Source organism: Streptomyces sp. NBC_01485, assembly GCF_036227125.1.
Taxonomy (GTDB): domain Bacteria; phylum Actinomycetota; class Actinomycetes; order Streptomycetales; family Streptomycetaceae; genus Streptomyces.
Genome location: NZ_CP109435.1, coordinates 5,131,903 through 5,151,521 on the forward strand (window position 1 = coordinate 5,131,903; position 19,619 = coordinate 5,151,521).

General features: G+C 72.1%; 18 protein-coding genes and 1 pseudogene. 16 read left to right on the top strand and 3 right to left on the bottom strand.

Translation table 11 applies throughout. The annotated features are described in order from the left end of the window. Nucleotides 1-169: 169 nt before the first annotated feature. Both OG352_RS23380 and OG352_RS23385 read right to left on the bottom strand, forming a co-directional pair. On the bottom strand, nucleotides 170-2,071 hold the full coding sequence (locus tag OG352_RS23380; protein WP_329219516.1) for a hypothetical protein: 1,902 nt from the start codon (nucleotides 2,069-2,071) through the stop codon (nucleotides 170-172). 181 nt (nucleotides 2,072-2,252) lie between these two features. After that, nucleotides 2,253-2,423, bottom strand: a pseudogene (locus OG352_RS23385) (aminotransferase); the annotation flags it as partial. 80 nt (nucleotides 2,424-2,503) lie between these two features. Here OG352_RS23385 and OG352_RS23390 point away from each other — a divergent pair. Then, nucleotides 2,504-2,989, top strand: a complete 486-nt coding sequence (locus OG352_RS23390) for a prevent-host-death family protein (RefSeq protein ID WP_329219517.1) — start codon at nucleotides 2,504-2,506, stop codon at nucleotides 2,987-2,989. Next, nucleotides 2,986-3,336 carry a hypothetical protein gene (locus OG352_RS23395; protein ID WP_329219519.1) on the top strand — a complete coding sequence of 117 codons (351 nt, stop codon included), beginning with the start codon at nucleotides 2,986-2,988 and terminating at the stop codon, nucleotides 3,334-3,336. The genes OG352_RS23390 and OG352_RS23395 overlap by 4 nt, the downstream gene beginning before the upstream one ends. Nucleotides 3,337-3,416: 80 nt before the next feature. Here OG352_RS23395 and OG352_RS23400 read toward each other — a convergent pair whose 3' ends face one another. Next, nucleotides 3,417-4,613: a pyridoxal phosphate-dependent aminotransferase gene (locus OG352_RS23400; protein WP_329219520.1), complete on the bottom strand. Its 1,197-nt coding sequence runs from the start codon at nucleotides 4,611-4,613 to the stop codon at nucleotides 3,417-3,419. Between the two features lie 140 nt (nucleotides 4,614-4,753). Here OG352_RS23400 and OG352_RS23405 point away from each other — a divergent pair, with 140 nt between their 5' ends. From OG352_RS23405 to OG352_RS23470, 14 genes are all read left to right on the top strand, one after another. Next, nucleotides 4,754-5,071: a hypothetical protein gene (locus tag OG352_RS23405; protein ID WP_329219522.1), complete on the top strand. Its 318-nt coding sequence runs from the start codon at nucleotides 4,754-4,756 to the stop codon at nucleotides 5,069-5,071. Nucleotides 5,072-5,606: 535 nt separating this feature from the next. Continuing rightward, the gene (locus tag OG352_RS23410; protein ID WP_329219524.1) at nucleotides 5,607-6,143 is read left to right on the top strand and encodes a DUF2617 family protein; all 537 of its coding nucleotides are present in this window, start codon (nucleotides 5,607-5,609) and stop codon (nucleotides 6,141-6,143) included. A 182-nt stretch (nucleotides 6,144-6,325) separates the two neighbouring features. Then, entirely contained in the window at nucleotides 6,326-7,969 is a 1,644-nt protein-coding gene (locus OG352_RS23415; protein ID WP_329219526.1) for a polyamine aminopropyltransferase, read from the top strand. Between the two features lie 144 nt (nucleotides 7,970-8,113). After that, the gene (locus tag OG352_RS23420; protein WP_329219527.1) at nucleotides 8,114-8,911 is read left to right on the top strand and encodes an SRPBCC domain-containing protein; all 798 of its coding nucleotides are present in this window, start codon (nucleotides 8,114-8,116) and stop codon (nucleotides 8,909-8,911) included. Between the two features lie 47 nt (nucleotides 8,912-8,958). Beyond that, complete coding sequence (locus OG352_RS23425) at nucleotides 8,959-9,747, top strand: aldose epimerase family protein (RefSeq protein ID WP_329219528.1); 789 nt, start codon at nucleotides 8,959-8,961, stop codon at nucleotides 9,745-9,747. Nucleotides 9,748-9,757: 10 nt separating this feature from the next. After that, nucleotides 9,758-10,312: an orotate phosphoribosyltransferase gene (gene pyrE, locus OG352_RS23430; protein WP_329219530.1), complete on the top strand. Its 555-nt coding sequence runs from the start codon at nucleotides 9,758-9,760 to the stop codon at nucleotides 10,310-10,312. A gap of 147 nt (nucleotides 10,313-10,459) precedes the next feature. Beyond that, nucleotides 10,460-11,491, top strand: coding sequence for a class II fructose-bisphosphate aldolase (gene fbaA, locus OG352_RS23435; RefSeq protein WP_329219531.1), 1,032 nt, complete (start codon nucleotides 10,460-10,462; stop codon nucleotides 11,489-11,491). Between the two features lie 118 nt (nucleotides 11,492-11,609). Next, nucleotides 11,610-13,079: an MFS transporter gene (locus OG352_RS23440; protein ID WP_329219532.1), complete on the top strand. Its 1,470-nt coding sequence runs from the start codon at nucleotides 11,610-11,612 to the stop codon at nucleotides 13,077-13,079. A gap of 152 nt (nucleotides 13,080-13,231) precedes the next feature. Next, nucleotides 13,232-13,645 (top strand): DUF3151 domain-containing protein, encoded by a 414-nt coding sequence (locus OG352_RS23445; RefSeq protein WP_093774028.1) that lies wholly within the window; start codon nucleotides 13,232-13,234, stop codon nucleotides 13,643-13,645. Between the two features lie 159 nt (nucleotides 13,646-13,804). Continuing rightward, on the top strand, nucleotides 13,805-14,662 hold the full coding sequence (locus tag OG352_RS23450) for a tryptophan 2,3-dioxygenase family protein (RefSeq protein ID WP_329219534.1): 858 nt from the start codon (nucleotides 13,805-13,807) through the stop codon (nucleotides 14,660-14,662). Beyond that, a complete protein-coding gene (gene kynU / locus OG352_RS23455) occupies nucleotides 14,655-15,887 on the top strand; it encodes a kynureninase (protein WP_329219535.1) in 1,233 nt (410 codons plus the stop codon). Before OG352_RS23450 ends, kynU begins: the two co-directional genes overlap by 8 nt. Nucleotides 15,888-16,156: 269 nt before the next feature. Then, a complete protein-coding gene (locus tag OG352_RS23460; protein WP_329219537.1) occupies nucleotides 16,157-17,068 on the top strand; it encodes an alpha/beta hydrolase in 912 nt (303 codons plus the stop codon). 365 nt (nucleotides 17,069-17,433) lie between these two features. Next, the gene (locus OG352_RS23465; protein ID WP_443072321.1) at nucleotides 17,434-18,366 is read left to right on the top strand and encodes an alpha/beta hydrolase; all 933 of its coding nucleotides are present in this window, start codon (nucleotides 17,434-17,436) and stop codon (nucleotides 18,364-18,366) included. A 10-nt stretch (nucleotides 18,367-18,376) separates the two neighbouring features. Then, on the top strand, nucleotides 18,377-19,615 hold the full coding sequence (locus tag OG352_RS23470; protein WP_329223933.1) for an acyltransferase family protein: 1,239 nt from the start codon (nucleotides 18,377-18,379) through the stop codon (nucleotides 19,613-19,615). Nucleotides 19,616-19,619 lie beyond the last annotated feature (4 nt).

The window sequence follows — 19,619 nt, forward strand, 5'->3', positions numbered from 1 at the left end:
TCAGCCCTCCTTCACGTACAAGAAACTGTACGTCGCTCTTTGTGGTGCGGCAAGCACCGGAATGACGGCCGAGACTGGGCGGGCTCCGGCGCGAACGTCTCTGGCGGGAAGGGGCCGTCCATGAGCGTCGACGCGATCGTGCACACCGAGCGAGACGACGGCCCTTGGATCAGCTGACCTTGACCGTCCAGGACGAGGAGTAGGTGTCCGTCAGATCGGTGGTACTCGGGCGGTAGACCCGTAGCTGCCACGTCCCCGCGCGCGAGAAGGCGATCTTCGCAGTGGCGCTGCCGCTGGTGGAGAGGGAGGCGCTGGTGAGGGTGACCCACGTGCCGTCCTTCTGACGGACCTGGAAGCGCAGTGCGGTCCCCTTTATGTAGGGGGAGCTGAGCGCCGTGTAGGACGCGGGCTTGCCGTGGACCGCGGTGGCACTCGGCTTGCTGACCGTGAGTACGGCCCTGACGTACGAGGTCAGGGTCTTGCTGGTCGAGGCAGCCCACGTCAGGTTCTTCGCCGCGGTGACGGCACGCCAGGCGCCGTTGTACTTGGCGGTCGTGGTGTAGGAGGCCGTGCCGGTGCTGTCTGCGGTGACGGTCGCCTGGGTCTTCCAGGCGGTGGTTCCCGCCCGCTTGTACTGGAAACCGACCTTGGCACCGGCCGCGGGCTTGGCGCCTGTCTGGGCCACGGTGGCCGTGAAGGTCGCCTTGCTGCCGTAGGTGCTGGTGGCCGGGCCGGTCAGCCGGGTCGTCGTGGCGGCCAGGACGCGGATCGGCACGGTGCTGACGGTGGTGTCGCCGTACTGGGAGACGATGGTCAGCGTGACGTCGTGCACCCCGGGGGTCGTGGTCCTCCAGGTGCCGGAGGGCCGCGCGGGATAGCTGCCGGTGGCGAACGTCGTACCGTCGACGTCGAGGGTCCAGCGCTCGGCCCGGCTGACGCCGTCGGCGGCGGATGCCGTGGCGGCGTAGGTCCGGCTGCTGCCCGCTACGGGAAAGTCCTGGAAGCCGTCCGTCCAGGTCGGCGTGACCTCGGACACCACCGTGACCGGCAGGGCCGCCCGGCCGTGGGCGCCGCGGTTGTCGACCGTGTCGAACGTCAGCGTGTGGGCGCCGTACGGGAGCTGGCCGAGGTCGGCGAGGAAGCCCTCGGTGTTTCCCTCGTAGGTGTAGGCGCCGACCGGCGTCGTCGTCTGTGCCTTGCCGTCGAGCGACACGGTGGTGCTGACCGGGTAGGCGTAGTTGAGGTTGGACGGGAACGTCTTGTTGAGCGCCGACGGGTAGGCGTACTTCACGCTCACCGGCGTCTCGTCCGGGCGGATGACGGTGTCGAGCTTCGGCGTGATGGTGAAGCCGTGGTCGACCAGGGTGTCGGCCCGGACCGGGGAACCCGCGCGGCCGTCCTTGTCGTAGGCCACGAGGTAGATGCCTCCGGCGTGCAGGCCGGCCGGGACCGCACTCGTGTCCAGTGTGGTGGTCCACGTCGCGCCGCTTGCCGGGGCGGTCAGGTCGACAGGGGCGGGCCAGGCTCTGCTGGAGCTGAAGTACCGTACGCGCGAGACGCCGTTGTCGCCCGTTGCGCCGGCTCGCAGCGACAACTCGCCGTCCGCGGACAGGCCCACGGGCTTGTGGGTGGTCCAGGCGTCGGCGCCGGGCAGATCGGGCAGGGTGACGACCGGCCGCTTGTTGGCGACGGTGACTGCGGTGTCGGCTGTGACGGTTCGCGGGCGGGGGCTGTCCACCTCGATGTGGAGGGAGTTCGCGCCGTCGTTCACCAGCGGCGCGGCCACCCCGTTCGTGGCGCCTCCGAACTGCTGGGTGGCGGCGGTGTCCAGGGTCGCGTGCAGGGTGCAGGAGGGAAGGCAGTCTCCCGGGTTCAGGCTGAAGGTCTGCTTGACCGTGCCGGTGCCCTGGTACTCGGTGCCGCCGGTGATACTGACCACGGCCTCGGTCGGCTCGTCGTCCGGGTCCGCGTGCACCGTGAAGGTGACATCCGTCGTGCCGGTGATCGTCTGCCCGGCGCTGACCGTGCCGTCGCCTCCGGCGTCCGAGGAAATGCCGTCGAACGTGATCACGGCACCGGTGTCATCCGCGACAGCGGCCGACGTGGGCGCGACGGCGCACAGCACGGCAGCGCTCGCGGCAACGGCGAGCGATCTGACAGATCGGGATATACCCACGTCTCTCCTCCTGGGCCTGCCTCCTGGCTCGGCGGAGGCGCCGGGTGCGGTCCGCACGCCGCCTCCGCGCAGGGCCCAGGTCGCGCTTGCGGTGGAGGTCGGCGCGGAGGCTGTCGAAGTAGGAGTCCGGCAGAGCCAGCGCCTCCGCGACGGCGTACTGGAACGGGCCCGAAGCCACGTACGTCAGGAACTGCTTCGCCGCGCGCACCGCCGTGACCAGGCCGGGCGCCGCCGTGACCCAGCCGACGCCTCGTTCGTACACCTATTTCCCTGGCCGGCTGCCGACCCGCCCTGGAAATCAGAGTGCAGTCAGAGTACGGTCTGAGTATGAGCATCATGCACTCGGCATCCGAATCGGAATCCGTCTCGTTCACCGATCTGTCCCGGAACCCGAAGGCGGTCGCCGCGAGGGCCGCCGCCCTGGGATGCCTGCGTGTCACGCACCGAGACGCGCCCGACATGGTGCTGACCACGGCCATACACGCAGAGCGCAGCGAGGAGAACCTGACCACCGCGTCCCGACTGTTCCTTGCCCTGATGAAGCAGGACGGTGGTGCCAGGTCGCTTCTGCTCGCGCTGCCTGAGGTGTTCCCGTGGGTACGCCACCTGGACGACGAGGAAGTCCGGGAATTCGCGGTCGAGCTCCTGGATGCGCTGTCCGACGCCGCTGAGCTGGGCGCCAGGGAGGCAGTGCACCGAGCGATCGTCTCGTGGCGGGCAACCGCCCGCATCAACGCCGACCCTGACCAGCTCAGGGAAGCACTCCGTCCGCTTGGTGACGTCGACCTCGGCCCGGTCGAGGTGCACGGGTGAGCCCGAAGAAAGGCGACCGGGTCAGCGTCCCCCCGCTGAGCGGCTGGAACGTTATCCACGGGACGACGGAGGCCGCGACCGGTTGGGAGGAGCTGTGTCGGGTGGCGTTGCCGAACGCGCATCGCTGCCTGGAGGCCCTTCGCACGGACCCGCTGTCGCGTGCCAGCTGGAACCGTCAGCACCAGCTTCGCGGCAGGCACGCCACCAGGGAATGGAAGGGCTCCGCCCTTGAACAGTGGGAGTACGAAATCACGAGTGGTGGCAGGGTGCGATACCTGGTCAGCCCGGAGACCTCGACTGTCATCCTCGTCTACGCATCGACCAGGCATCCCAAAGACACCGAGTAGTCAGTCCTTTGGTGAACGGCCGGCTTTCCTGAGCGAACGGATGCCGGGTCGTTCGTCCGCAGTGGTCGTCCGGCGCGCTCTCAGGCAGCGAGCCGCTTGAGGCGGGCTACAGCCTCGTCCAGAACATCGGTTCGCTTGCAGAACGCGAACCGGACGAAGGGCGCGCCCTCCTCCCGGTGGTCGTAGAAGACCGCGTTCGGGATCGCGACCACGCCGGCGCGTTCCGGCAGGGCGCGGCAGAAGGCGAAGCCGTCCGTCTCGCCGAGGGGGCGGATGTCGGTGGTGATGAAGTACGTGCCCGAGGGTCGGAACACCTTGAAGCCCGCCTCCGTGAGCCCCGCCGACAAGAGGTCCCGCTTGACCCGCATGTCCTCGCGGAACGCCTCGAAGTACGTGTCCGGGAGTGTCAGTGCCTCCGCGACGGCGTACTGGAACGGGCCCGAAGCCACGTACGTCAGGAACTGCTTCGCCGCGCGCACCGCCGTGACCAGGCCGGGCGCCGCCGTGACCCAGCCGACCTTCCAGCCGGTGAACGAGAACGTCTTGCCGGCCGACCCGATGGTGACCGTGCGCTCCCGCATCCCCGGCAGGGTGGCCAGCGGCACGTGCTCGGCCCCGTCGAAGACCAGGTGCTCGTACACCTCGTCCGTCACGACCAGCAGGTCCCGCTCCACCGCCAGCTCGGCGATCGCCGTCAGCTCCTCGCGGGTGAGGACGGTGCCGGTCGGGTTGTGCGGGGTGTTGATCAGGAGGAGACGGGTGCGGTCCGTCACCGCGTCCCGGAGCTCGTCGAGGTCGAGGCGGAAGCGGGCGCGCTCGGGGTCCGGGCGCAGCGTGACCGGTACCCGCGTGGCGCCCGCCATGGCGATGCAGGCGGCGTAGGAGTCGTAGTACGGCTCCAGGGCCACGACCTCGTCGCCGGGCTCCAGGAGGGCCAGCAGGGTGGCGGCGATGGCCTCCGTGGCGCCCGCGGTGACCAGGACCTCGGTGTCGGGGTCGTGGGAGAGGCCGTAGCGGCGGAGCTGGTGGCCGGCGATCGCCGTGCGCAGCTCGGGGACGCCCGGGCCCGGCGGGTACTGGTTGCCGCGCCCGTCCCGCAGCGCCCGCACGGCCGCCTCACGGACCTCCTCGGGGCCGTCGGTGTCCGGGAAACCCTGGCCCAGGTTGATCGCGCCGGTCGCGATCGCCAGGGCGGACATCTCGGCGAAGATCGTCGTCCCGAACTCGGCGAGGCGGCGGTTGAGGAAGGGGCGCTCGGTGGAGGTCATGCCCGCCATCCTGCGCCGAAGCTCTGGAGTTCCTCAACTCTGCTTTGGCGGCCGAGACGGGCGGGCATCCCCCGTTCACGCAACGCTCACGCACCACGCGAAGCGCCCACGGGGGGCCGCTTCGGGGGACAGGAAAGGAGGTTGACGTCATGTTCTTCGGCATCAGCCTGGCGGTCATCGCCATCGTGTTCGTAGCGGCCATGCTGGCCAACGTCCGCAGGAACAGCACCGCCCACTCGTACCGCGGAGGCCGCTCGCGCGGACGCGGCAGCAGCGCCGACAGCGGCGGAAGTGCCGCGGCCGGCGGCAGCTGGTGGGCCACCGGGGGAGACAGCGGCTCCGGCGGCGGACACCACGGAGGCGGAGGCGGTCACGGCGGTCACTCCTGCGGCGGTGGATCGTCCTGCGGGGGCGGCGGGTCGTCCTGCGGCGGCGGAGGAGGCGGCGGATGCGGTGGAGGCAGCTGACACGGGGCAGCTGAGCTCCCGGGGGGAGCCGCATCCGGACCGCGGGGCCCGACCGACCACGGGCTCCGCGGTCGCACCATTGGACGACGACCGCACGACTCGACGGCGGTCGCACGACTCGACAGTGACCGCACCTTTCGACGACGACCGCACCCACTCGACTCGACGGTGGTCGCACCATTCGACTGGACGGCGGCCGCAGCGAATACCCCCGGTCGCGCCTTTCATGTGGGGCGTGCGGATGCATGCCCGGGCCGCTTGGGGTACGCCATAGTTGAACAATTGCGCTGTGGACCCCCCCGAGGGATGGAAACCCCACGAAGTTGGGTAAAAACGCTGTGGCGCAACCGCAGTTCATGATTCCCTCTAAACCACCAGCGCGGCCCCTCGGACCCTTCGGACGGTCCCGAGCGGACGACGACCTTCCCAGACCGGGCCTACCGGGCTGACCGGGGCCGTTCTCCCGGCTTCGACCGGGGTGCGCCGTACCCGCCGTACCAACCCTCTTCTCTTTGCGTCTCCGCGGAGCCGACCCATGCTCACGACCCTGAACACCTCCTACACCGACACGCGCGCGGCCGATCTCGCCTGGGCACTGGGGCGCGAGCCGCTGCCCGCCCTCGCCACCCTCGACCTCGAACTGGCCGGTGCCAAGCTCCAGTTGAGACTGCTCGGCGCCTCGCACCAGGTGCTGCTCGACGAGGACGAGGGCTGTTGTTCGGAGACGGTGGCCTGCATCCCCGGCAGCAGCACCCCCCTCCCGCTCGGCGTCGCCAAGCGGCTCGGCGACTGGGAGTACGAATTCGCGGCGCGCGTCGAGGTGCTCTCGCCCGGCCAGTTCGCGGGCCGTGCCCAGGAACTCCTGGCCCTCGTCTCCGAACACCCGCACGGCCTCGCCGGCGTCTTCCCCGGCAGCCCGCACGCCTTCACGGCCCTGCTCGCCCACCGCCACGAGGGCCAGGTGCACTGGCGCACCTGGCACGCCTACCCGCAGGACGGGCAGTTGGTGGCGACGCGGACGAGGGTCGGCATCCGGGTCCCGGCGGCCCACGACAGCCCGCCCGGTGGGTGAGGGCAGCTCGCCCGACGGCCGGGGACGAGGCCGAATCGACTGGAACGAGTGGAACGAGGCCGGAGCGACGTGAACAAGGCGGCACCGACTTGGCCGCCTTAAACGCACGATGCCTCCAGCGCCCCGGGTTCCACACGTGTGGGTGACGAAGGGTGTCCGTGCAGTCACGTAACGTCGCAGTCGTGATCGAACCGCACGTGTCGGCCCCACCCGGTGCCCCCGGTGCCCCCGGTGCCCCGCCGTCCTGGCGCGGGCCCGCGAGGCTCCCCGTCCGGCCGGACACCGGGCGGCTGCTGGTCCTCGCGTGCGTCTTCGTCTGCGCGGCCTGCGGACTCGTCTACGAACTCGAACTCGTCGCCATCGCCTCCTACTTGATGGGCGACTCCGTCACCCAGGCCTCTGTAGTGCTGTCCGTCATGGTCTTCGCGATGGGCCTCGGCTCGCTCGCCGCCAAGCGGCTGCGCCGGTTCGCCGCGGCCGGCTTCGGCGCGCTGGAGGCGACCCTCGCCCTGGTCGGCGGCTCCAGCGCCATGGCGCTGTACGCGGTGTTCGCGTGGACGGGCGGCTGGGGCGGCCTGTGGGCCGAGGGCTCCCGGATCATGCTGGTCGCCTTCTCCCTCGCCATCGGCCTGCTCATCGGCGCCGAGGTCCCCCTCCTCATGGAGCTCATCCAGCGCGTCCGCCGCCAGGACGCGGGCGGCGCGGTCGCCGACCTCTTCGCCGCGGACTACGTCGGCGCGCTGGTGGGCGGCCTGGCCTTCCCGTTCCTTCTCCTGCCCTTCCTGGGCCAGTTGACGAGCTCGCTGCTGACCGGCGGGGTCAACGTGATGGCCGGCGCCGCCCTGGTCCTGGGCCTGTTCCGGCGCGACCTCAGCTGCCGCGCCCGCTGCCTGCTGCTCGTCGCCAACATCACCGTCCTCGGCGTCCTCGCCTCCGCCGCCGTCCTCGTCGACGACTTCGAACGGGCGGCCCGGCAGGCGGTGTACGGCGACGACGTGCGCGTGGCGGTGCAGACCGGCGTCCAGCGGATCGTCCTCACCGGCGGCACCGCCGGGCACCCCCTCGACCTCTACCTCGACGGCCGCCTCCGCGTCGGCGGCTACGACGAGCGGCGCTACCACGAGGCGCTCGTCCACCCCGCGATGAATGGCCCGCACGCGCGCGTGCTGATCCTCGGCGGCGGCGACGGCCTGGCCGCCCGCGAGGCCCTCACCCACCCCGGCGTGCGCCGCGTCGACATCGTCGACCTCGACCCAGGCCTCGTCCGCCTCGCCCGCACCGACCCGGCCCTCTCCCACCTCAACGATCACGCCTACGGCGACCCGCGCGTCCACGTCTCGACCGCGGACGCCTTCCAGTGGCTGCGCGGAGCGCCCCCGGCGACGTACGACGTGGTCGTCGCGGATCTGCCCGACCCCGGCATCACGGCGAGCACCAAGCTCTACTCCCAGGAGTTCTACGGCCTCGCCCGCCGCGCCCTCGCCCCCGGCGGCCGGCTCGTCGTGCACGCGGGCCCGGTCACGACCCGTCCCCGCGTGTTCTGGACGGCCGAGGCGACGATGCGCGCGGCGGGCCTGCACACCGCCCCCTACCGCGTGACCGGCCGCGACCCCGCCTTCACCACGGGCCCCGACCACACCGCCGGGGACTGGGGCTTCGTCCTGGCGACAGCCACCCCCGCCTCCGCCCCACCCCTCCGCCTGGACCACACCGAACACCCCCTCCACACGCTGACCCAGTCCACCCTGACGGCGGACGCCCGGGCGGTACAGGGGACGCGGGTGGCGGGGGTAAGTGCGTCCACCCTGGTGCACCCGCGCTACTAGCCCGTCCGGCGCGTGAGGACGAGGCCCCTTAAGGGCCGAAGCGGGGGCCTGGGGGCGGCAGCCCCCAGCAAGGTCAGCACCGACACCGGGCCGGATACAGTAGACGGCAAGGCATTCCCCGCGCCCCCCGGTAGGCTCGCGCTCATGGAGCAAGAGGTGTTCGTTCCAGTTCCGGCCAAGCAGCTGCAAGCAGCCCTCGCCGATCCCGCGCAGGTGGCCCGGGCGGTCCCCGGGCTCCAGCAGGACGTCGGCACCGAGCCCGTCGCCGGGCGGCTCAAGGTGCGGATCGGCGGCCACACCATCACGTACCGGGGCGCCGTACGCGTCGCGCCGCGCGAGGACGGTACGTACGCCGTCGAGGGCGACGCGACCGAGGCCCGTGGCAGCGGCGCGGTGAAACTGACCCTCACCCTGCGTCTGCGGGACGCCGACGCCGGCACGACGCTCCGCTTCGAGGGGACGGCGTCGGCGGACGGCCGCGTCGCGGAACTCCCGCCGGAGGCGGTCGACTCGGCGGTCACCCGCCTGCTGAACCGCTTCGCGGGCAACCTGGGAGCGGGCGCGGCCGTACCGGAAGCGGATACGGCCGATGACGTCCACGCCATCGACGACGCGGACGACGTAGACGACGCGGACGACGTAGACGACGCGGACGACGTAGACGACGCGGACGACGTGGACGAACCCCTGCCCCCCGCCCCCGTCGTCGAGGACCTCACCGCCTCCCGGGAGCCGCCCGCCGAGGCCGCGCACGCGCGCCGGACGATGATCGGGCGCAGCGCCGAGGAGGTGGACCACGCCCCGCCGCGCGGGCGCTACGCGCCGGTCCCGGCCCCGCAGACCGTCGTACGGAACAGCACCCTGCGCTGGGCGGCGCCCGCGGCGGCGCTGGTCGTGGCGTCGGTGATCGTCGTGGGCAGGGCGCTGCGCCGACGCGGCTAGGGCGTCTGGGCTGCGGGCCCGCCCGATCACCCCAGTAGGGTCGTCCTGTGAGTGACGAAGAGATCACGCTGACCGCGGGCGACGCGGAGGTGACCGTGCGGCCGGGAAACGGCGGCCGGGTGGGTGGGCTGCGGGTCGGCGGGCTCGAACTGCTGCGGCAGGGCGAGCGGTTCGGGTGCTTCCCGATGGTCCCCTGGTGCGGACGGATCCGCGACGGCCGGTTCCGCGACGGCGGGGACGTCCACCAGATGCCGCTCAACGCCGCGCCGAACGCCATCCACGGCACCGTCCGCGACGGCGTCTGGAAGGTCGCGCGGCGGACGCCGGACGAGGTCGTGCTGACGTACGACCTGGTGGCGCCCTGGCCCTTCACGGGCCGCGTCACCCAGGCGGTCACGCTGGCCGAGGACGCCCTGACGCTGGCGATGGCCGTGGAGACGTACGACTCGTCGTTCCCGGCGCAGATCGGCTGGCACCCCTGGTTCAACCGGAACCTCGGGGGCGACGACGTGCAGGTCGCCTTCGCTCCGGCCTGGCAGGAGGAGCGCGGCGACGACCATCTGCCGACCGGCGAGCGCGTCGAGCCGAAGCCCGGCCCCTGGGACGACTGCTTCGGCACGCCCGGCGGCGTCGACGTCACCCTCACCTGGCCCGGGCAACTGGAGGTGAAGGTGACCAGCCCCGAGGAGTGGGTCGTCGTCTACGACGAGCAGGAGGCGGCCGTGTGCGTGGAGCCGCAGACCGGCCCGCCCGACGGCCTGAACACGCACCCGCGCCTGGTCACGCTCCTGGAGCCGCTGGAGGCGACCACCGAGTGGCGCTGGACTCGCCTCTAAGCTGAGGGGCATGACGGACGTGGATGTACGCGGCGCGCTGCTGCAGCAGATCAAGGACAAGGCCGTGGTGCACGGCAAGGTGACCCTGTCGTCGGGGCTGGAGGCGGACTACTACGTCGACCTCCGCCGCGTCACCCTCGACGGCGAGGCCGCCCCGCTGGTCGGGCAGGTGCTGCTCGACCTGACCGACGGGCTCGAGTTCGACGCGGTGGGCGGTCTGACGATGGGCGCCGACCCGGTGGCCGGCGCCATGCTGCACGCGGCCGCCGCGCGGGGCCGGAAGCTGGACGCCTTCGTCGTGCGCAAGGCGGCGAAGGCGCACGGGCTGCAGCGGCGGGTCGAGGGTCCGGAGATCGCGGGCCGGCGCGTGCTGGTCGTCGAGGACACGTCCACCACCGGCGGTTCGCCGCTCGCCGCCGTGGAGGCGGTGCGCGAGGCGGGCGCCGAGGTGGTGGCCGTGGCGACCATCGTGGACCGGGCGACCGGCGCCGACGAGAAGATCCGCGAGGGCGCCGGGGTGCCGTACCTGTTCGCGTTCTCCAAGGACGACCTGGGCCTGGACTGACCGGGCCCGAACATGTCTGGAAAGATGGGGACGACGATGACGTCGCACCCCAGGTCTGGGTCAGGACCGTAAACACCCGGTTCACGCCACGCAGCACGCAGCCTGAAGCACGCAGCACTCAAACCCGCACACCCAAGGAGCGGACGAATGCCCATCGCAACCCCCGAGGTCTACAACGAGATGCTCGACCGGGCGAAGGCAGGCAAGTTCGCCTACCCGGCCATCAACGTGACCTCGTCCCAGACCCTGCACGCGGCGCTGCGCGGCTTCGCCGAGGCGGAGAGCGACGGCATCATCCAGATCACGACGGGTGGCGCCGAGTTCGCGGGCGGCCAGTACAGCAAGGACATGGTGACGGGCTCGCTGGCCCTCGCCGAGTTCGCGCACATCGTCGCCGAGAAGTACCCGGTCACCGTCGCGCTCCACACGGACCACTGTCCGAAGGACAAGCTCGACGGGTTCGTCCGGCCGCTGCTGGCGATCTCCGAGGAGCGCGTGAAGGCGGGCCGCAACCCGCTGTTCCAGTCGCACATGTGGGACGGCTCGGCGGAGACCCTCGCCGACAACCTCTCCGTCGCGCAGGAGCTGCTGGCCCGCACCGCCGCCGCGAAGATCATCCTCGAGGTGGAGATCACCCCGACCGGTGGCGAGGAGGACGGCGTCACGCACGAGATCAACGACTCCCTGTACACGACGGTCGACGACGCGGTGCGCACCGTCGAGGCGCTGGGCCTGGGCGAGAAGGGCCGCTACCTGCTGGCCGCGTCCTTCGGCAACGTCCACGGCGTCTACAAGCCGGGCAACGTCGTGCTCCGCCCCGACCTGCTCAAGGAGCTGAACGAGGGCATCGCCGCCAAGTACGGCAAGCCGGCCGGCTCCCAGCCGTTCGACTTCGTCTTCCACGGCGGCTCCGGCTCCTCCCCGGAGGAGATCGCGGTCGCGCTGGAGAACGGCGTCGTCAAGATGAACATCGACACGGACACGCAGTACGCCTTCACGCGTCCCGTCGCCGACCACATGTTCCGCAACTACGACGGCGTCCTGAAGGTCGACGGCGAGGTCGGCTCCAAGAAGACCTACGACCCGCGCACCTGGGGCAAGCTCGCCGAGGCGGGCATGGCGGCGCGCGTCCTGGAGGCCACCCAGAACCTGCGCTCGGCGGGCCAGAAGATCAAGTAAGTGATCGAGTAATCGATCGAGCAAGTGATCGAGCAAGTGATCAAGTAAGTGATCGTGTAAGTCCGTCCCTGCTGCGAGCCCGGTGCCTGAGCGCCGGGCTCGCGGTATATCTGGGAGCATGCCCGACGTCCGGATGGCCTCGCCCCAGGGCAAGTGGATCCTGTTCACCACCGTGCTCGGCTCCAGCATGGCCCTGCTGGACTCGACCGTCGTCAACGTCGCCCTCCCGCGCATCGGCCGCGACCTGGACGCCGACCTGGCCGCCCTCCAGTGGACGGTCAACGCGTATCTCCTCACCCTGGCCGGCCTGATCCTGCTCGGCGGCTCCCTGGGCGACCGCTACGGGCGGCGAAAGGTGTTCGTGATCGGCGTGGTGTGGTTCGCCGCCGCCTCGCTGCTGTGCGGTGTCGCCCCGGACGCCGGGGTGCTGATCGCCGCGCGCGCCCTCCAGGGCATCGGCGGCGCGCTCCTCACACCGGGGTCCCTCGCGCTCATCCAGGCCTCCTTCCACCGCGACGACCGGAGCCGGGCGGTCGGCCTGTGGTCCGGGTTCGGGGGCATCGGGGCGGCCGTGGGCCCGTTCCTGGGCGGCTACCTGGTGGACGGCCCGGGCTGGCGCTGGGTGTTCCTGCTGAACGTGCCGCTGGCGCTGGTCTGCGTGCCGGTGGCGCTGCGGCGCGTGCCCGAGTCGGGGGACGGCCGTCGGCACGGCCGCTTCGACGTCCTGGGCGCCTTCCTGGGCGCGCTGGCGCTGGCCCTCGTCACGTACGCCCTGATCGAGGCGGGGAGCGGCTCTCTAGGGGTCGTCGTGGCGGTGGCCGTCGCGGGCGTGGCGACCGGGGTCGCCTTCGTGGTCGTGGAGCACCGCCGCCCGGATCCGATGCTGCCGCTCGACATTTTCGCGTCCCGCCAGTTCACGGCCGTCAACCTGGTCACCCTGTGCGTGTACGCGGCGTTCGGCGGCTTCTTCTTCCTCTCCGCGGTCCAGCTCCAGGTGGTGGCCGGCTGGTCGGCCCTCGGCGCGGGCACGGCGCTGCTGCCGACGACGGCGCTGATGCTGCTGCTGTCCGCCCGCTCCGGGGCGCTGGCCGAGCGCATCGGACCGCGCATCCCGCTCACCGTCGGCCCGCTGCTGTGCGCGGCCGGGATGCTGCTGATGCTGCGCGTCGGCCCAGGCGCCTCGTACGTCTCCGACGTCCTGCCCGCCGTCCTGGTCCTGGGCCTCGGCATGGTCTCCCTGGTCGCCCCCCTCACCGCGACCGTCCTGGCCTCGGTGGACGTCGCCCGGGCGGGCCTGGCCAGCGGCATCAACAACGCGGCGGCCCGGATCGCGGGCCTGGTCGCGGTGGCTGGGCTGCCGCTGCTCACCGGCATGGGCCAGGAGGCGTACCGCTCACCGGACGCCTTCAACGACGCCTTCCGCCGGGCGATGCTGCTCTGCGCGGCGGCACTGACCCTGGGCGCGGCACTCGCCTTCACGACGGTCCGCCGCCTCCCACCGGACTGCCGCAGGCCGGAATGCAGAACGCACGGGAGCGTGCTGGCTCCACCGCTGGAGGGGGAGCGGGCGAAGGGGCGGCTTTCGTAGGGGGCGTCCGTCTCGACGCCGGTCAGTGCAATCCAGCCCGTTGGGGGTCCCCCTCTGGGGAATTGAGGACGAGGGCCCTTAAGGGCCGAAGTGGGGGTCGGGGGCGGCAGCCCCCAGCGACCACCCCGCCCCGCACGGGGCACACTGGACGCATGTCCATTCACGAAAACCTCCTCGGGGGCCCGCCCCCGACCCACCTCCCCGACGACCCCGAGCCCCGCGAGCTCCTCGCGAACGGCACGGCCCCCGCCGACGTCGCCGCGAAGTACCCGACCTCCTCGCTGGCCTGGGCCCAACTCGCCGACGACGCGTTCGAGCGGGGCAGCGTGGTGGAGTCGTACGCGTACGCCCGTACGGGGTACCACCGCGGCCTGGACAGCCTGCGCCGAAGCGGCTGGAAGGGGCATGGCCCGGTGCCGTGGGAGCACGAGCCGAACCGCGGCTTCCTGCGCGCCCTGCACGGCCTAGCCCGCGCCGCGCAGGCGATCGGCGAGCAGGAGGAGTACGAGCGCTGCACGCAGTTCCTGAAGGACTCCTCGGCGAAGGCGGCCCAGACACTCGGCTAGCCCGTAGGTGATGTGTGCGAGCCCGTCCGGTACGGATGTGACCGGACGGGTCTTGCGTTTTCGGGTCCGGATTGCGCAGGATTCGCATGGGGACCGGGGCCACCGTGTCGAGAACGGCAGGGGCGGACCGCTACCCGGAGCACGTATCAGGAGACAGCGATGTCCCATCAGGCTCAGCCTTTCCAGGAAACTCCAGAGGCTTCGGAGCCCGAGACCCCGCATCTCGACTTCGCAGGAACCACCCCCTACGAGGACTACGTCAAGGCCGACGTCCTCACCCACCTCCAGCACACCCTCTCCGAGGACCCCGGAGAGATGGTCTTCCTGGTCACGACCCAGGTGATGGAGCTGTGGTTCACGGTCATCGTCCACGAGTGGGAGACGGCCGCCGGCGCCCTGCGCTCGGACGACGTACCGACGGCGATCGCCGCGCTGAAGCGCTCCGTCCGTGAGCTGGAGGCGCTGAACGCCTCCTGGCGGCCCCTCGGGCAGCTGACCCCGGCCCAGTTCAACGCGTACCGCGCCGCGCTCGGCGAGGGCTCCGGTTTCCAGTCGGCGATGTACCGCCGCATGGAGTTCCTGCTCGGCGAGAAGTCGGCGTCCATGCTGGTCCCGCACCGCGGCGCGCCCCGCGTCCACGCGGAGCTGGAGAAGGCGCTGCACGAGCCGGGCCTGTACGACGAGGTGCTGCGGCTGCTGGCCCGCCGCGGCCACGCGATCCCCGCGTCCGTCCTGGAGCGTGACATCGCGCAGCGCTACGAGCCCGCGCCGCAGGTCGAGGCGGTGTGGACGGCCGTGTACTCGGGCGACGAGAGCGACGAAGTCGCCCGTCTCGGCGAGGCGTTGACGGACGTCGCCGAACTGGTGTGGCGCTGGCGCAACGACCACCTCGTCGCCACCCGCCGCGCGATGGGCGCGAAGGCGGGCACGGGCGGCTCGGCCGGCGTGGCCTGGCTGGAGAAGCGCGCGCAGAAGAACGTGTTCCCCGAGCTGTGGACGGCGAGGTCCCATGTCTGACGAACTCGCCTTCACGGCAAAGGAACTGGACGCGGCCGACGAACTGGCCGCCGTCCGCTCACGGTTCGTCCTCGACGACGCGGTCTACCTGGACGGCAACTCGCTGGGCGCGCTGCCCGCGGCCGTCCCCGCCCGCGTCGAGGACGTCATCCGCCGCGAGTGGGGCGAGCTGCGCATCCGCTCCTGGGACGAGAGCGGCTGGTGGACGGCGCCCGAGCGGATCGGCGACCGGATCGCCCCGCTGGTGGGCGCGGCGCCCGGCCAGATCGTGGTCGGCGACTCGACAAGTGTCAACGTTCTCAAGGCACTTGTGGGCGCGGTACGCCTCGTGGACGACGCCGAGGACACCAAAGGCGCCGGGGATGCGGGGCACGCGGGGGGCTTCCGGGACGAGATCATCGTCGACGCGACGACCTTCCCCACGGACGGCTACATCGCCGAGTCCGCCGCCCGTCTCACCGGCCGCAGGCTGCGCCCGGTGACGCCGGGCGAGGTGCCGGCCGCGCTGTCGGAGCGTACGGCCGCCGTCCTGCTCAACCACGCCGACTACCGCACCGGACGCCTGCACGACCTGCCGTCGCTCACCGCAGCCGTGCACGCGGTGGGCGCGATCGCCGTCTGGGACCTGTGCCACAGCGCGGGCGCCCTGCCGGTGGGCCTCGACGAGCACGGCGTGGACCTCGCGGTCGGCTGCACCTACAAGTACCTGAACGGCGGCCCGGGTTCACCGGCGTACCTGTACGTCCGGCGCGACCACCAGGACCGTTTCGACTCGCCGCTGCCCGGCTGGAACTCGCACGCCGAGCCCTTCGGCATGCGGGAGGACTACGAGCCGGCCCGGGGCGCGCTGCGCGGCCGCGTCGGCACCCCGGACATCCTGTCGATGCTCGCCCTGGAGGCGGCCCTCGACGTCTGGGAGGGCGTCTCGATCGAGGCGGTGCGGGCGAAGTCGTTGGCCCTTACGGACTTCTTCCTTGAGTGCGTAGCCGCGTACGTCCCCGAGGGGCGGGTCGAATCGCTGACTCCGGTACGTCACGAGGAGCGGGGCAGTCAGGTCGCGCTGCGCTGCGAGAACGCCGGCGACGTCATGCGGCGGCTGATCGAGCGGGGGGTCGTCGGAGACTTCCGCCGCCCGGACGTCCTCCGCTTCGGTTTCACCCCGCTGTACGTCGGGTTCGCGGACGTGGAGCGGGCGGCGCGGGTCCTGGCGGAGGAACTGCGCTGACCGGCTGATCGAGGCTGATTGAGGCTGATTGAGCCGACAGGCCCTCCTGGGCGTACTTGGGGGTACGTCCAGGAGATCGGCGTTCCCTGGCGGCCGGCTGCCCGGCCCGTAGGGGTGACACCACACCAGACACGACAGCAGAACCGTTTACCTCTCACCGTGCGTGATATCCGCGTGTCCGCGCACGTCACGGGCCTGGTACCGTCCCGGCCAACGGCCGAATTCTCTCCTGGTCCGCCAAATCCGTTTCGCCGCTGAGAGGTTGGAGCATGCCGGAGGACGTTGTCGCAGCCCGGGCCGCCGCTGAGGAGGAGTCGGTCTTCGGGCATCCGCCCGTCGACCCCGACGTCACCATGACGTACGGCGACCACCCCGACCAGGTGATCGACTTCTACGTCCCGCGCGTGCAGACGGGCCCGGGCGGTCCCGTCCCGCTCGTCGTCGTCCTGCACGGCGGGGCCTGGCAGGCGCGGTACGACCGGCGGCACATCACACCGTTCGCGGACTTCCTGGCCCGACGCGGTTTCGCCGTGGCCACCGTGGAGTACAGGCGGGGCGCTGAGAACCCGGCCCCGGAGGGGACCTCCCCGACCTCCCCGACCTCCCCGATCTGCCCGGTCGCGGGGCGCTGGCCCGACACCTTCGACGACGTCGCCGCCGCTCTCGACGCGCTCCCCGCCCTCGTCAAGGAGGCCGTGCCGCAGGCCGACGCGCGCCGCACCGTGCTCACCGGTCACTCGGCGGGCGGCCACCTCGCCCTGTGGGCGGCGGCCCGGCATGTGCTGCCCGCCGACGCGCCCTGGCGCACCAGCGGCTCCGCCGCACTGCGGGGCGTCGTCGCACTGGCCCCGATCGCCGACTTCGCGGTCGCCGAGAAGCTGGACGTCTGCGGCGGAGCGGCCCGCCAACTCCTGGGCAGCGAGGCGCAGTTCGAGGAGCGGCGACCGTACGCCGACCCCAGCCTCCTGCTGCCGACCGGCGTCGCGACGACCCTCGTCCAGGGCCGCACCGACCTGGTCGTCCCGCAGGCCGTCGCCGAGGCGTACGCGGACGCGGCGGCGAAGGCGGGCGAGGTGGTGGGCCTCACCCTCCTGGAGGACGTCGGCCACTTCCCGCTGATCGACCCGGCGGCGGACGCGTGCGCGGTGGTGGCGGAGGAGATCGCACAGTTGGCGTGGTGAGTCCCGCGTAGGCGTGGTGAGGCCCCGGGTTTGTGGGGTGCGAGGCTCCGCGCGGCGGGGTGCGACCCCGTACGTGTCGTACCCGTAGTACCTGAGAGCTACGTCGAAGAAGAGCTCCTCAGTGGGACGCGAACGACGAGCGCCGATCCGTAACTTCCAAGCCAGAAAGGCCCGATGGCGGGCGAACTGGCGGGGGAGGGACGGGGATGGCGGAGCTTCGTTTTCGCGGGCTGCTGCGCGACCGTGAACGGGCCCATGAACGGTCCCCTTCACGGGACCATGAAAGGTCCCTTGATGGGGAAAGGCATACGGCCTGGTCGCGGCGTCGGGTCCGTGCCCTGCTGGCCGTCCTGATCACGGCCGCCGTGGTGGTCCCCCTCACGGCGGCGACCCGGCCGAGCATCCCCGCCCCAGCCCCTGCTGCCCTGGCCCCGCCGACGGCGGCGACGCTCGGTGAGGCGTATGCCGCGAACCGGGCCAACGCCGAGCTGGCGTCCCGGATGGCCGCGGCCCACGGGGACCGCCACCGCGCGGCCTCGGACCGGGCACTGGCCGCCCCCTCCCGCAGACTGCTCTCCTTCGACGGCCGTGGTTCCGGCCGTGCCGTCGAGGTGTTCGGGGACCTCGCCCACGCCGACCGCGTCGCCGTTCTCGTACCTGGCTCGGACACCTCGCTGGACACCTACGAGCGCTTCCGCGCGGGAGCGGCCGCACTGCACGACCGGCTCCCCCGACCGTCCGGGAGCCGACAGACCGGAAGCCGGCGGCGGGCCGAACCGAGGACGGCGGTGGTGGCCTGGCTCGGCTACACGACCCCCGGCACGATCAGCACCACGGTGATCACCCCGACCCGCGCCGCCGAAGCGGCCCCGGCCCTACGGGAGTTCATCGGCACGCTGAGGGCCGTCACCGGCCCGGACTCCCACGTCATCCTCCTGTGCCACTCGTACGGCACGGTCGTGTGCGGCCGCGCCGCTGCGCACCTGGACGTGACCGACCTCGTCCTGCTCGGCAGCCCCGGCATCGGCGTGGAGTCGGCGGCGGACCTGCACACCCGCGCGCGGGTCTGGGCGGCGAGGGGCGCCGACGACTGGGTGGGGGACGTCCCGCACGCCGACGCCGACCTGTTCGGCACGACGGTCGGCTTCGGCACCGACCCGTTGTCCCCGTCGTTCGGCGCGCACGTCTTCGCGGCGGGCTCCGGCGGCCACAGCGACTACTTCACCCCGGGCTCGGCCTCCCTGGCCAACCTCGCCCGGATCGTCCTCGGCGACACCAGGGAGGTGACCCGTGCCTGAAACCCACGAGATGCGGCGGCCGTTGCCGGGGGTGCGCCGACCGTTGGCAAGTGTGCGGCAGGCCGCAGCCCACGTCGACGCCATCACACCCCCGCAGCGTGACCGCGCCGTGGACGCTCTGCGCGCCCTGGCCATACTCGGCGTCGTCCTCGGCCACTGGCTGGTGACGGCGCTGGTCGCGGACGGCGACACCCTGCGCGCCGCGAGCCCCCTCGGCCCCATGCCCTGGCTGGCCCCCGTCTCCTGGATGATCCAGACGCTCGCGGTGTTCTTCATGGTGGGCGGCCACGTGGCCACCCGCAGCCTCACCTCGGTCCGGACCCAAGGCAAAACCCAGGGGACCTACGGCGGGTGGCTACGAGCGCGCCTGGCCCGGCTGTTCAGACCGGTGCCGTCCGTCCTGCTGGTGTGGACGGTCGCCTCGGCCGCTCTCCTGCTCGGCGGCGCGTCCCTCGTCACCGTGCACACCTTGGTCAAGCTGGCGTTGTCCCCCCTCTGGTTCCTGCTGGTCTTCGCCGTGCTGACGGCCGCGACCCCGCTGCTGGCCCGGCTCAACCCGCTGTGGCCGCTGGCCGTCGTCCTCCACGTGGACCTGGTGCGCTTCGGCCTGGGCGGCCCGTCCTGGCTGGGCTGGGTGAACGTGATCGCGGGCTGGCTGGTGCCGTACACCGTGGGCGCGGCCTGGACCCGGGGCGAACTGGAGCGCCCGCGCGCGGGCTGGACCCTGTTCACCGGCGGGGCGGTGGCGACGGCGGTGCTCGTCGGCTGCGGGGGCTATCCGGCGTCGATGGTGGGCGTGCCCGGCGCGGCGGTGTCCAACCTGAACCCGCCGACGCTGGCCGCCGTCACCTTCGGGCTCGCCCAGTGCGGACTGGCCCTGCTGCTGCGCGACCGGCTGCGCCGGACCATGCGCCGGCCCCTGTCCTGGGCGGCGGTGGCGCTGGTCAACCTCTCCGCGATGACGGTGTTCCTCTGGCATCAGACGGCCATGATGGCGACCACCGCGACGGCCCTCTCCGCGGGTCGCCTGCCCGGCCTGCACACGGTCCCCGACGGACTGGACTGGGTGGCGGCCCGACTGCTGTGGCTGCCGGTCTTCGCCTTGGCGCTGGGGGTGTGCTGGGCGGCGTTCCACGGCTTCGAGAGCGGCGCGGGGCGGCGCGCGCTGAGGGAGCCGGACCGGTCACGAGTGGTGCGCGTCGGACACCGTGGGAAAGCGCCGGAGCTGCGGGAGACACGGCGTGCCTAGGGTG